The sequence below is a fragment of the Halomonas cupida genome, assembly GCF_900142755.1.
Lineage (GTDB): Bacteria > Pseudomonadota > Gammaproteobacteria > Pseudomonadales > Halomonadaceae > Halomonas > Halomonas cupida.
In genome coordinates, this window is the sequence record NZ_FRCA01000008.1 from 53,250 (window position 1) to 65,816 (window position 12,567).

General features: G+C 60.3%; 11 protein-coding genes. 9 read left to right on the forward strand and 2 right to left on the reverse strand.

Translation table 11 applies throughout. The features are described 5' to 3' along the window. Positions 1–60: 60 nt before the first annotated feature. From ndk to der, 9 genes are all read left to right on the forward strand, one after another. Complete coding sequence (ndk, locus tag BUE38_RS14530) at positions 61–486, forward strand: nucleoside-diphosphate kinase (protein ID WP_073435965.1); 426 nt, start codon at positions 61–63, stop codon at positions 484–486. A 73-nt stretch (positions 487–559) separates the two neighbouring features. Continuing rightward, positions 560–1,687 (forward strand): dual-specificity RNA methyltransferase RlmN, encoded by a 1,128-nt coding sequence (gene rlmN, locus BUE38_RS14535; protein WP_073435966.1) that lies wholly within the window; start codon positions 560–562, stop codon positions 1,685–1,687. Positions 1,688–1,812: 125 nt separating this feature from the next. Beyond that, positions 1,813–2,580, forward strand: coding sequence for a type IV pilus biogenesis/stability protein PilW (gene pilW, locus BUE38_RS14540; protein ID WP_073435967.1), 768 nt, complete (start codon positions 1,813–1,815; stop codon positions 2,578–2,580). Between the two features lie 31 nt (positions 2,581–2,611). Next, positions 2,612–3,631 carry a RodZ domain-containing protein gene (locus BUE38_RS14545; protein WP_073435968.1) on the forward strand — a complete coding sequence of 340 codons (1,020 nt, stop codon included), beginning with the start codon at positions 2,612–2,614 and terminating at the stop codon, positions 3,629–3,631. A gap of 10 nt (positions 3,632–3,641) precedes the next feature. Next, positions 3,642–4,757 carry a flavodoxin-dependent (E)-4-hydroxy-3-methylbut-2-enyl-diphosphate synthase gene (ispG, locus tag BUE38_RS14550; protein WP_073435969.1) on the forward strand — a complete coding sequence of 372 codons (1,116 nt, stop codon included), beginning with the start codon at positions 3,642–3,644 and terminating at the stop codon, positions 4,755–4,757. 188 nt (positions 4,758–4,945) lie between these two features. Further along, a complete protein-coding gene (gene hisS, locus BUE38_RS14555; RefSeq protein ID WP_073435970.1) occupies positions 4,946–6,220 on the forward strand; it encodes a histidine--tRNA ligase in 1,275 nt (424 codons plus the stop codon). A 185-nt stretch (positions 6,221–6,405) separates the two neighbouring features. Further along, a complete protein-coding gene (locus BUE38_RS14560) occupies positions 6,406–7,065 on the forward strand; it encodes a YfgM family protein (protein WP_073435971.1) in 660 nt (219 codons plus the stop codon). Beyond that, positions 7,062–8,213, forward strand: a complete 1,152-nt coding sequence (gene bamB, locus BUE38_RS14565; protein ID WP_073435972.1) for an outer membrane protein assembly factor BamB — start codon at positions 7,062–7,064, stop codon at positions 8,211–8,213. The genes BUE38_RS14560 and bamB overlap by 4 nt, the downstream gene beginning before the upstream one ends. Continuing rightward, entirely contained in the window at positions 8,210–9,613 is a 1,404-nt protein-coding gene (gene der, locus BUE38_RS14570) for a ribosome biogenesis GTPase Der (protein ID WP_073435973.1), read from the forward strand. Before bamB ends, der begins: the two co-directional genes overlap by 4 nt. Positions 9,614–9,753: 140 nt before the next feature. On the opposite strand, the gene BUE38_RS14575 is transcribed toward der, so the two are convergent. After that, on the reverse strand, positions 9,754–10,626 hold the full coding sequence (locus BUE38_RS14575) for an ATP-binding protein (protein ID WP_073435974.1): 873 nt from the start codon (positions 10,624–10,626) through the stop codon (positions 9,754–9,756). 89 nt (positions 10,627–10,715) lie between these two features. Further along, a complete protein-coding gene (locus tag BUE38_RS14580) occupies positions 10,716–12,425 on the reverse strand; it encodes a 2-isopropylmalate synthase (protein ID WP_073435975.1) in 1,710 nt (569 codons plus the stop codon). Positions 12,426–12,567: the final 142 nt, after the last annotated feature.

The window sequence follows — 12,567 nt, forward strand, 5'->3', positions numbered from 1 at the left end:
CTCCGAGGCGGCGCGACGTTATCTACCTGCCATTCATCCATCCTTACTAGCGGAGTAACCATGGCTACCGAGCGCACTCTCTCCATCATCAAGCCCGACGCTGTTGCCAAGAACGTCATCGGCGAAATCGTGACTCGCTTCGAAAAGGCCGACCTCAAGGTTGTTGCCGCGAAGATGATCCACCTGTCCCGCGAGCAGGCTGAAGGCTTCTACGCCGAACACAAGGAACGCCCCTTCTTCGGCGCGCTGGTCGAGTTCATGACCTCTGGTCCGGTGGTTGTTCAGGTACTGGAAGGCGACAACGCCATCGCGCTCAACCGCGAGCTCATGGGCGCCACCAACCCGAAGGAAGCCGCTGCCGGCACCATCCGTGCTGACTTCGCCTCTTCCATCGATGCCAACGCTGTTCACGGTTCCGATTCTCCGGCTTCTGCCGAGCGCGAAGTTGCCTACTTCTTCAGCGCTGACGAAATCTGCCCGCGCTGAGCCCCTTCTGCAATACCTGCGCGGGAGCCTGCTCCCGCGCACCCAACCGGTCCTATGACCCACTGAACCTACCATGACCGCGACCACCGCTCCCGAACGCACCAACCTGCTGGGCATGACCCGTGAGCAGTTGGAAGCCTTTTTCGTCTCGATTGGCGAGAAGAAATTTCGTGCCGCCCAGGTGATGAAGTGGATTCATCACGAAGGCTGCGACGACTTCTCGACAATGACCAACCTGTCCAAGGCGCTGCGTGCACGTCTGGAAGAAACCGCCGAGATTCGCGGCCCGAAGGTGGTCTACGAAGGCTCGTCCAGTGACGGTACCCGCAAGTGGGTAGTGGAAGTGGAAGACGGCAGCTATGTCGAGACCGTGCTGATTCCCGCGGATGACGGCAAGCGCCGCACACTTTGCGTGTCTTCCCAGGTGGGCTGCTCGCTGGATTGCAGTTTCTGCTCCACCGGCAAGCAGGGCTTTCAGCGCAACCTCACCAGCGCCGAAATCATTGGTCAGGTCTGGGTCGCATCGCGCAGCGTGGGGTCAAGCCGGGATACTGCACATCGCCCGGTAACCAATGTCGTGATGATGGGTATGGGCGAGCCCCTGCTCAACTACGACAATGTTCTGCCCGCCATGAAATTGATGCTCGACGACAACGCCTACGGCTTGTCCAAACGCCGAGTCACGTTGTCGACGTCCGGTGTTGTACCGATGATTGATCGGCTTGGCGACGACCTCGATGTCAGCCTTGCCATCTCACTGCATGCTGGCAACGACGAACTGCGCAATGAACTGGTGCCGCTGAATCGCAAGTACAACATTCGCACGCTGCTGGATGCCTGTCAGCGCTATCTGCAGAAATGCGGTGACGCGCGAGTGATCACCATCGAGTACACGGTAATCGCTGGCGTCAACGATCAGCAGGAGCATGCTCGCCAACTGGCCGAAGTTGTGCGCGATCTGCCATGCAAGATCAACCTGATACCCTTCAACCCCTTCCCGCACTCGGGCTATGAAAAGCCGTCGCGCAATCAGGTGGTACGTTTCCAGAAATGGCTGCACGAGCTTGGCCATACTGCGCCGATCCGCTCTACACGGGGTGACGATATCGATGCCGCCTGCGGACAGCTGGTGGGTCGCGTCAAGGACCGTACCAAACGTCACGAGCGCTATATTCAGTCGATCCAGATCGATGCCGATTGAGCCTACTCTACGGCTTGACTTCAGCGCCCCGTGACGCTTTGATGATCAAGCTTTTTTCGGGAATTGGGCGACAAGGCATCTGCGGTATCATGATGCGGCTGACAAGCCGCTGACGCGAGGATCGAATGACAGGCCAACAGAGTTCTACCAGGGCAGGAATCATCAGCCTGAAGGCTACCCTGTTGGTATTGTCTGGCCTGCTGATACTACCCGGCCTGACAGGTTGCGCCTCGCAACACAGCGGCCCCGCTTCTCAGGCCAGCGATCCCGTATCAGCCTACCGCCAGCTTGGCGAAGCCTATCTACAGCAAGACAATCTACCTCGGGCCATGAGCGCACTGGATCGTGCTCTTGCAATCGATGCGGCGGATCCCGGGGCACTTCAGGCCATGGCGATGGTCTATCAACGTCAGGGGGAGGAGGATCTCGCCGAGCACTATTTCAGCAAGGCTCTGGCGCTTGACCCGAACTTTACCCGAGCACGCAACAATTACGCCGCCTTCCTGTATGATCAAGGGCGAACCAGTGCCGCCTGTGAACAGCTGGAAATCGCGGCCAGAGATACGCATTACGTCAACCGGTCCCGTTTGTTTGCCAATCTGGGACGGTGTGAGTGGGAACTGGGGGACGTCGCGTCCGCTCGGCAGGATCTGCAGCGAGCCCAGGAGATGGATTCGCGTCAGCCACTGAGTTACCTCACTCTGGCAGAATTGGAATACGCACAGGGCAACCTCCTGCGCGCCCGATCACAGCTGGATCGCTATGTGCATCTTGCCGGGCCCACGCCTGCTGCAAGACACCTGGAAAGGAAGATGACCATTGCCGGAGACTCCTCTGCGACAATGGGCACAAGCGACCCCCAGCCGCGTCTTGCGACGCCCGGCGCGCTTTGATTACAGTTTTCAAGATGAAGGATGCTCAGCCATGAGCGAAACTCCACAAAGCGAACCCAACATCCTCTCGTCTCAGGGCTCTCCCGGCGAATTCCTTCGCCAGGAACGAGAGCACCAGGGATTGACCAGAGAAGAAGTCGGTGCCGCCCTCAACCTCCGTCCCGCCGTGATCGAGGGACTGGAGGACGACACCTATGATCAGGTGCCGGTTGTCACCTATCGACGGGGCTACCTGCGCAGCTATGCGCAATTGCTGGGAGTCGACACTCGCCAGGTCATGGAGCTGTACCAGGCTCGCATGGGCAACGAGGAAGTCGAGCGCAAGGTTACCCCGGTCTATATCAACAAGCCGCCCTCACGCATTGGTACATGGCTGTTCCGGCTGGTGACATTGATCGTCATTGCTGGGCTGGTGGGCCTGACGTTGATGTGGTGGCAAAGCCGTGGTGGCAGCCAGCCGCCGCAGGTCAGCGACAATGGCCCCGTTTCAGTGGACAGCATCGACGGTAGCGAAGCGACCAGCGATGAATCGCCCGACAACAACAGCGAAGCCCTGCCTCCGGTACCTGAAGACGACAGCGAAATGGGGCTGGTTGCCGATGGAGATGCCGCTGCAGAAGGCTCCGCAGCCAGCGCTGATGCCGCTGCCACGCAGGACGTCACCACCACGGACGATGGCACGCCGGTCACGGTGGCAGCCGCCGAACAGGCAGCTGCTACCACAGAGAACGCAACAGATGCCTCTGCGGCAGAAGACGCACAGGCCGAAACCGACCAACCAGCAGTGAGCGAGCAGGCCGTTGCCAGCGCCAATGAGCTGAACATCACCTTCAATGGCGCCTCCTGGGTGAACATCAACGACAGCACCAATACACAACTGCTCAATGGCACCCAGGCCGCCGGCACCGAAGTGACCCTGGAGGGCGAACCGCCCATCCGCCTGGTCATCGGCAACGCCTCCGAGGTAGCCCTGAATTGGCAAGGCGAAGCTGTCGATCTGCGCAGCATCGCCGGCCGCAGCAACGTAGCCCGCTTTACGCTGGGGGAGTGATTCCGTAGTCATGCATTCGCATTCGCCGATCCAAAGACGCAAGTCTCGCCAGATTCATGTCGGCTCCGTACCGGTCGGAGGAGATGCTCCGATCTCGGTACAGAGCATGACCAACACCGATACGCTGGACGTTGAGGCAACCCTGGGCCAGATTCGCGCACTGGAGAAGGCCGGTGCCGATATCGTTCGTGTCTCGGTACCGACCATGGATGCCGCCGAGGCCTTCGGCAGGATCAAGCGTGGCACCAGTGTTCCGCTGGTTGCCGATATCCATTTCGACTACCGCATTGCACTGCGGGTTGCCGAGCTGGGTGTCGACTGTCTGCGCATCAACCCCGGCAACATCGGTCGTGAGGATCGTGTTCAGGCCGTGGTCTCCGCCGCACGCGACAATGGCATTCCGATTCGCATCGGCGTCAACGCCGGTTCGCTGGAGAAGGACCTGCAGAAGAAGTATGGCGAGCCGACCCCTGCGGCCCTGGTGGAATCAGCCATGCGCCATATCGATCATCTCGATCGCCTCGACTTCCCGGACTTCAAGGTCAGCGTCAAGGCATCCGATGTATTCATGGCCGTCGCCGCCTACCGCGACCTGGCCGCGCGCATCGAGCAGCCTCTGCACCTCGGCATCACCGAAGCCGGCGGCCTGCGCTCGGGGACCGTGAAGTCATCCATCGGCCTGGGCATGTTGTTGATGGACGGCATCGGCGACACCATCCGCGTGTCACTGGCAGCGGACCCGGTCGAGGAGATCAAGGTCGGCTTTGATATGCTCAAGAGCCTGCGACTGCGCGCCAAGGGCATCAACTTCATCGCCTGCCCCAGCTGCTCACGTCAGAACTTCGATGTCATCAGCACCATGAATGCGCTCGAGGAGCGCCTCGAGGACGTAATGACGCCTCTCGACGTGGCGGTTATCGGCTGTGTGGTCAACGGCCCCGGTGAAGCTCGTGAGGCAGACCTCGGTCTGACTGGCGGCAGCCCCAACAACCTGGTCTATATCGATGGCAAGCCAGCGAGCAAGCTGCGCAATGACCATCTGGTTGATGACCTGGAAGCACTGATTCGACAGAAGGTAGAAGAAAAACAGGCGGCGCAGGAAGACGTCATCGTGCGTCAGAGCTGACAGCGTCGCCACCCGCCGCGACACAGTGGCAATACATTCGCCGGATATCAGCGGCACATGCCCGGGGCCTCCAGTGGCACCCGGGCATCAGCGTTTGAGAGACACTGATTCAGGCGGCCTGCGCCGCTGTCAGCCCCAACGCTCCCCACGACGGCGTACAGGCATAGAATGAAGTCAAGGAGTCATCTTTGAGTAACAGGATCCAGGCCATTCGCGGCATGAACGACCTTCTGCCCGACCAGTCGCCGGTATGGCAGTACTTCGAGTCCCAGGTTGCCGCGCTGATGAAGCGCTATGGCTATGACGAGATTCGCACCCCGATTGTTGAGCAGACCGCCCTGTTCTGTCGCTCCATTGGTGAAGTCACCGATATCGTCGAGAAGGAAATGTACACCTTCGAGGATCGCAATGGTGACAGCCTGACGCTGCGTCCAGAAGGCACCGCCGCCACCGTACGTGCTGCCATGGAACATGGCCTGCTCTACAACCAGACTCAGCGCCTGTGGTACACCGGCCCGATGTTCCGTCACGAGCGGCCCCAGAAAGGGCGCTACCGCCAGTTCCACCAGGTCGGTGTCGAGGCCTATGGCCTGGATGGCCCGGATATCGATGCCGAGGTGATTCTGCTCTCCGCTCGCCTGTGGAAGCAGCTCGGGCTCTACGAGCATGTGAGCCTGGAGCTCAACTCGCTGGGCTCCAATGAAGCGCGCGCCGCCTACCGCGACAAGCTGGTGGCATACTTCGAGGCCCACCATGAGGTACTCGACGAGGATTCACGCCGCCGCCTGGGATCGAACCCATTGCGCATCCTCGACTCAAAGAATCCGGCCATGGCCGATATGCTCGCCGACGCGCCGCGGCTGATGGATCACCTCGATGATGAGTCCCGCGAGCATTTCGAAGCGCTTACCGCTCGCCTGGAGGCGGCCGGCATCGACTATGTGATCAACCCGCGCTTGGTGCGCGGCCTCGACTACTACTGTCGTACCGTCTTCGAATGGACTACCACTGCACTGGGCAGCCAGGGCACGGTCTGCGCTGGTGGCCGCTACGATGGTCTGGTGGAACAGCTTGGTGGCAAGCCGACACCAGCCGTGGGCTTTGCCATGGGCATCGAGCGTCTGATCCTGTTGCTCGAGACGCTGGACACCGTTCCAGACGAGGCCCGTGCGCCGCTGGATGCCTATGTATTGGGTATGGATGCCGGTACCGATATGGCGGCCATGGCACTGGCCGAGCAATTGCGTGACACGGCCCCCGAGCTGGGTGTCCAGCTCCACTGCGGTGGCGGAAACTTCAAGAACCGCATGAAAAAGGCCGACCGCAGTGGTGCCAGGGTCGCGCTGATCATCGGCGAAAACGAGCAGGCTTCCGGCACGGTTGCCATCAAGTTCCTGCGCGACGATCGCAATCAGGAGGTTGTCGCACAACAGGATCTGGCCGCGACCCTGAGATCACTTTGATCCCACAATCAGACAGCTCACCTTGAGCTGTTTGATTGTCGTCGGTGTCACACTGACCAGACAGACTGTGCAGGAATTCGAGAGAACGAGCGCATGCCCTCCTTCACTCCATTTCCTGCAATGGATATTGCACCATCAATGGTTATCGCGTCTTCAATGGACATCATAAACAGGGAGGCTCGCCCGTGGCAGAGCTGAGAACCGAAGAAGAGCAGCTTGATGCAATCAAGCGCTGGTGGAAGGAAAATGGGACCTCGCTGATTGTTGGTGCCGTGCTCGCAGCCGCTGGTGTGTTCGGCTGGAACGCCTGGCAGGATCACCAGCGCAACACGTCGGTCGCTGCTTCGATCGAGTACCAGCAGTTGCTGGGACTGGCCAGTCAGCCGGAACTCGACGATGACGCACGCAATGAGGCCCAGGCCGTGGTCGACAGACTGGCCAGTGAATATGACGACACGCTGTACGCTGATCTCGCACTGCTGCTCGACGCTCGTCTCAAGGTCACCGCCGATGACCTGGAAGGCGCCAGCAGTGCCCTGCAGAATGTGATCGACAACGCCGATGACGACTATCTGACCAGCCTCGCCCGTCTACGTCTGGCGCGTATCCAGAACGAGCAGGGGGAGTACGATGCAGCTCTTGCCACGCTGGATGGCGAGATTGCGGCTTCTCTGGAGGCTCAGCGCAACAACATTCTGGGTGATATCCATCACGCCAACGGCGATGACGATCAGGCGGCCGAAGCCTGGCGCAATGCTCAAGCGTTGGCAGAAGAGCAAGGCCAGCCGCTGTACGGCGTAGCCCTCAAGCTGGATGATCTGGGAGCCGAGGAGGCCACGCTATGAAGACTCTGAACGTCATTGCCGCAAGTGTCACCCTGAGCGCCCTGCTGGCCGGCTGTGCCGGTGACGTGGAGCCTCAGTATCCGCCGAAGGAACTGACCGACATCTCGGCCTCTACCCGGGTCGAGACCCGCTGGAGCGAAGGTGTTGGCGATGGCCTCGGTGAAGCCACCTACCCCATCGAGCCCGCGCTTGCCGGCACTCGGCTGTTCGCCGCCGACAAGGACGGCCTGGTCGAGGCTTTCAAGACTTCCAACGGCGACACACTGTGGGAGATCGAGCTCGACACCCCGGTCTCCAGTGGTTTGACCGCCGTCGATGACGACCTGTATCTGGCCACCCGCAACGGCCGCGTCATCGCCATCGACCAGGCCACCGGCGACGTCCAGTGGCGCACTAGAGTCCCGAGTGAAGTGCTGGCAGCCCCTCAGGCCAATACTCAGCAGCTGATCGTGCAGGCCGTTGACGGCACCATCACCGCTCTGGATCGCGCCTCCGGTCAGCAGCAGTGGGTATTCAGCGCCAACCTGCCGGCCCTGACGCTGCGCAGTGCAGGCACGCCAACGGTGATTGACCAGGTCACCTTCGCCGGCTTTTCCAACGGCCGTCTGTCGATCATCGACAATCGCAGTGGTCAGCAGATTTCCGAGCGTACCATCGCGGTGGCCACCGGCATGAACGAGATCGACCGTCTGGTGGATATCGCCGGCCAGCCGGTGCTGACTCCGGACGGCCGTCTGTACGTCACCAGCTACAATGGCCGTCTTGTGGCGCTGAACGCCCAGAGTGGTCAAACCCTGTGGTCTACCGAACTGTCCAGCTATCTGACGCCAGTGCTGGTGGGCGACACCCTCTATGTCGTGGATGAGGCCAGCCGTCTGATTGCCTTCGATGCCACCAACGGTAATGAACTGTGGCGCATGGAGGACCTCTATGGTCGCTCGCTGACTGCCCCCAACTTTGCTGACGGTCGCATTGTGGTCGGCGATGCCGAAGGCTATGTTCACTTCATCGATGCCAACAATGGTCGCCTGGTCGGACGTACACGTATCGATAAATCCGGTATCAGCGTACGCCCGCTGACCGACGGCAAGCGCGTCTACGCGCTGGCCAATGACGGAAGCCTGGAGGCTCTGGACCTCAACCCATGACGCCCGTAATCGCTCTGGTCGGCCGCCCCAATGTGGGCAAGTCGACCCTGTTCAATCGTCTGACCCGCTCGCGCGATGCGCTGGTGGCCGACTTCCCGGGCCTGACCCGAGACCGCAAGTACGGCAACGGCCTGCTTGGCGGCAAGGCCTACACCGTCATCGATACCGGCGGGATCAGCGGCGACGAGGAAGGCATCGACGCCGCCATGGCCGAGCAGTCACTGCAGGCCATCGACGAAGCTGACATCGTGCTGTTCATGGTGGATGCCCGCGCCGGACTCAACGTTGCCGACGAGGCCATCGCCAACCATCTGCGCGTCAACCAGAAGAAAACCTGGCTGGTGGTCAACAAGACCGATGGTCTCGAGGAACACTCGGCCATGGCCGATTTCTGGCAGCTTGGTCTCGGCGATCCGCACCCGATTGCGGCAGCCCACGGCCGAAATGTCACCACCTTGATCGATGAGGTGCTCACGCCCTTTCCCGAGCGCGACGCCGATATTCCGGCGGACACCGGCACCAGGGGCATTCGCATCGGCGTGATCGGACGCCCCAATGTCGGCAAGTCAACCCTGGTCAATCGCCTGCTCGGGGAAGATCGCGTGGTGGTGTTTGACGAGGCCGGCACCACTCGCGATGCCATCGAGATACCCTTCGAGCGCCGGGGCAAGCCCTATGTGCTGGTGGATACCGCAGGTGTCCGCCGTCGCAAGAACGTCAGCGAGATTGCCGAGAAGTTCTCGATCATCAAGACGCTGGAAGCGATCAAGGAATGCCATGTCGCCATCATGGTGCTGGATGCACGCAGTGGTCTGGTGGAACAGGACCTGCACCTGCTCGACTATGTGTTGACCTCCGGTCGTGCCCTGGTACTGGCGGTCAACAAATGGGATGGTCTGGAAAGCGAAGCACGTGAGCGCATGCGGTCCGACATCAAGCGTCGTCTCGGCTTTGCCGACTACGCCGACCTGCATTTCATCTCTGCTCTGCACGGCACGGCGGTGGGGGATCTCTACCCATCACTCGAACGCGCATTTGCCTCGGCCAACAGCCACTGGTCTACTAACCGTCTGACCACGCTGCTGCAGGATGCGGTAGAGCAACACCAACCGCCGATGGTCAATGGACGTCGCATCAAGCTGCGCATGGCGCATCAGGGGGGAAGCAATCCGCCGATCATTGTCGTTCACGGCAATCAGACCGAGAAACTTCCCGAGGCCTATCGCCGCTATCTGACCAATACCTTCCGCAAGGTGCTCAAGGTCAAGGGTACCCCGATGCGTTTCGAATTCCGCTCGGGCCACAACCCCTTCGACAAGATGGCCGATGCCTCCGATCGCGACAAGGCCAAGAAGCGCGAGCTGGATCGCACCAAAGAGGCGCGCCGCAGCCGGCGATAGACAGGTCCCATCTGCATGTGCCCCACAGGGAAGTGGGGCTTGTGCAACCATCTCGAGATGCTACCACTTCCCCTCCGGTGCCATCGCTTCCTCTCGGTTACCTCCAATTCCCCTCATCACCAGTGTGGCAGATAGAATCTTCAGACAGACGCAAGCCTGCGCTTGCCAACCCAATCAGTAGCAAACTGGAACGCACAGCGCCCGCTGCGGCCACCACGCAGCGTGGCAAAACGAATCGCCGCTGTCCGCGCCTCATCATCCCAGTCCGCCGCTTCGCCCAGACGCTCGACCCAGTGGCGGCAGGTCTCGAGATAGCTCTGCTGGTTGAAGGGGTGGAAGGCCAGCCACAGGCCGAAACGATCCGACAGAGATATCTTCTCCTCCACTGCATCACCGTGATGCAGCTCCTCACCATCCGGGCTCAATCGCGTCTCTGCGTTGTCGCTCATATGCTCAGGTAATAGATGGCGGCGGTTGGAGGTGGCATACAACAGCACATTGTCAGGGGGGCCGGTCAGAGTGCCGTCGAGGACACTCTTGAGCGCCTTGTAGGCATCGTCAGAACCTTCGAAGGAAAGGTCGTCGCAGTAGACCACAAAACGTGCCGGTTCATGGCGCAACTGTTCGACGAGCACCGGTAGTCCAGCGAGATCATGGCGATCAACCTGAATCAACCTCAGCCCTTCATCAGCCAGGCTGTTGAGCAACGCCCTTACCATCGACGACTTGCCACTGCCACGCGAGCCCCACAGCAGCACGTGGTTGGCCGGCAGGCCGCGCAGGAAAGCGCGGGTATTGTCCAGCAGGGCATGCTTCTGGCGCTCTACACCGACCAGATCGTCGAGACTCATCGCATCTCGCGGCGGTACCGGCACCAGATGCCCGCCCAACGCATGACGCTGCCACAACGCCGCCACATCTCTGGACCAATCCACCGGTTGCGGTGAGTTGGGTAGCCAGGGCTCGACCCGGTCGAGCAGCTGCAACAGACGTGTGGCGAGTTCAGTATCCATCAAGTTCACTCCCTGGGTACATGGGTGTATCGGTCAGATGGCCGAGGAATCAACTCAATGTCCTCGGCCTTCCCGACAGGTTGGCAGGATTACTCCGTATGGAGCACAGATATACTCTCATCGTCGCCGGGCAGGTGCCCGGTGATTCGGGAAAAGCGGGCCGCAACGCTGAGGACGGCCTGTATCAAAGCGACAACCGCGTTCGGGTGGCGACCAGCGCCAAAGCGAGAGCCAACCACGCCGTGCCAGTTCCCTTCCACAACCGCCAGCACAGAGTCATCATCACTGTTCCGGCTGCACTCCTCAAAGCTGTCGATACGTAATGGTATGCCCAGTGCGCTGACGGCCGCATCGATAAAGTCATCGCCAGTCCCTTTCAGCCAGCGGCGGGTTCCATCAAGCAACTTGACTTCGATCTCGACGCTCTGCCGTCCCGGAGCATCCTGCAGGCGGTGATTGATGTAAGCCAGCTCGCCACCGGCACGAGCTGGTGCCAGATAGGTAGAGACAAACAGCTCACCGACCTCCTCACTACTCAGCTCCGTCTCACTGGCGTCGGTCAGTTTCTGGACGATGGTGCTGAACTCTATCTGCATGCGCCGAGGCAACTTCACTCCATGGTCGCGACACAACAGAAAGGCGATTCCGCCCTTGCCTGACTGGCTATTGACACGAACGATGCTGTCATAGGTGCGCCCCAGGTCCCGAGGATCAATCGGCAGATAAGGCACTGCCCAGAAATCGTCCGCCGATTGAGCCGCAAATCCCTTGGCTATGGCATCCTGGTGCGATCCAGAGAAGGCCGTGAATACCAGGTCGCCAACATAGGGGTGACGAGGATGTATGGGCAATGCCGTGCTCTGCTCTGCCACTCGCGCGACCGCAGCAATATCGGAAAAATCCAGTCCTGGATGAATTCCCTGTGTATAGAGGTTGAGCGCCAATGTCACCAGATCGAGATTGCCACTACGCTCGCCATTTCCAAACAGGCACCCCTCGACGCGCTGGGCGCCCGCCAGCAGCGCCTGCTCTGCGCAGGCAACCCCGGTTCCGCGGTCATTATGCGGGTGTACAGAAAGCACCACATGCTCACGCCGCTCAAGACGTTGGCTCATCCACTCGACCTGATCGGCAAACACATTGGGAGTCGCCACTTCCACCGTCGTCGGCAGATTGATGATGATCGACCGACTCGGACCAGCGTCCCAGCACCGAATGGCGGCATTGCAGATGCGCAGCGATACATCCAGCTCCGCCATGCAGAATGTCTCCGGCGAGTACTGCAGGACCCATTCGGTCTGCGGATATTCGCTCACCTTCTCGCGCAGAAACCGTACATGATGTGCCACCAACTGCTCTACCTCGTCCACAGAGAGACCGAATACCACACGCCGCCACACCGGCGCGATGGCATTGTACAGGTGAACAATGACACGCCTTGCCCCCGCGACACTGCGTACCGTTTCCTCGATCAAGTCCTCACGCAGCTGCGTCATCACCATTGGCGTGACATCGCTCGGAACCCGTTGCTCGTCAATGAGCCGACGGACCATATCAAAGTCCGTTCGTGATGCTGCCGGGAAACCAACTTCAATCTCCTTGAATCCCAGACGAACAAGTTCGTCGAACAGATGCAGCTTACGCTCAGAGTTCATCGGCTCGAACAACGCCTGGTTACCATCACGCAGATCGGTGGAGAGCCAGACCGGCGCCTCAATGATGGTACGAGAAGGCCAACGACGGTCAGGCAAGTCGATGGTCGGGAAGCGGCGGTACTTGTGTTCCGGATGTTGAAGCATGACGACAACCTCGAACAGGAAGTGAAGAGTAGCGACAACCTCCCCTACCTGCCGAGGCAGGCTGTTCAAGGCCGGGGTCTGGGGAAGGTCGAGGAACGCATGCAGTACCCTGCAGCGATGGCAGACCCCGGCGAAGGCTCAG

What these genes read in the sequence shown, in the direction of transcription:
- ndk (WP_073435965.1), top strand. Translation starts at nt 61, where the DNA reads ATGGCTACCGAGCGCACTCTCTCCATCATCAAGCCCGACGCTGTTGCC.
- rlmN (WP_073435966.1), top strand. Translation starts at nt 560, where the DNA reads ATGACCGCGACCACCGCTCCCGAACGCACCAACCTGCTGGGCATGACC.
- pilW (WP_073435967.1), top strand. Translation starts at nt 1,813, where the DNA reads ATGACAGGCCAACAGAGTTCTACCAGGGCAGGAATCATCAGCCTGAAG.
- BUE38_RS14545 (WP_073435968.1), top strand. Translation starts at nt 2,612, where the DNA reads ATGAGCGAAACTCCACAAAGCGAACCCAACATCCTCTCGTCTCAGGGC.
- ispG (WP_073435969.1), top strand. Translation starts at nt 3,642, where the DNA reads ATGCATTCGCATTCGCCGATCCAAAGACGCAAGTCTCGCCAGATTCAT.
- bamB (WP_073435972.1), top strand. Translation starts at nt 7,062, where the DNA reads ATGAAGACTCTGAACGTCATTGCCGCAAGTGTCACCCTGAGCGCCCTG.
- der (WP_073435973.1), top strand. Translation starts at nt 8,210, where the DNA reads ATGACGCCCGTAATCGCTCTGGTCGGCCGCCCCAATGTGGGCAAGTCG.
- BUE38_RS14575 (WP_073435974.1), bottom strand. Translation starts at nt 10,626, where the DNA reads ATGGATACTGAACTCGCCACACGTCTGTTGCAGCTGCTCGACCGGGTC.
- BUE38_RS14580 (WP_073435975.1), bottom strand. Translation starts at nt 12,425, where the DNA reads ATGCTTCAACATCCGGAACACAAGTACCGCCGCTTCCCGACCATCGAC.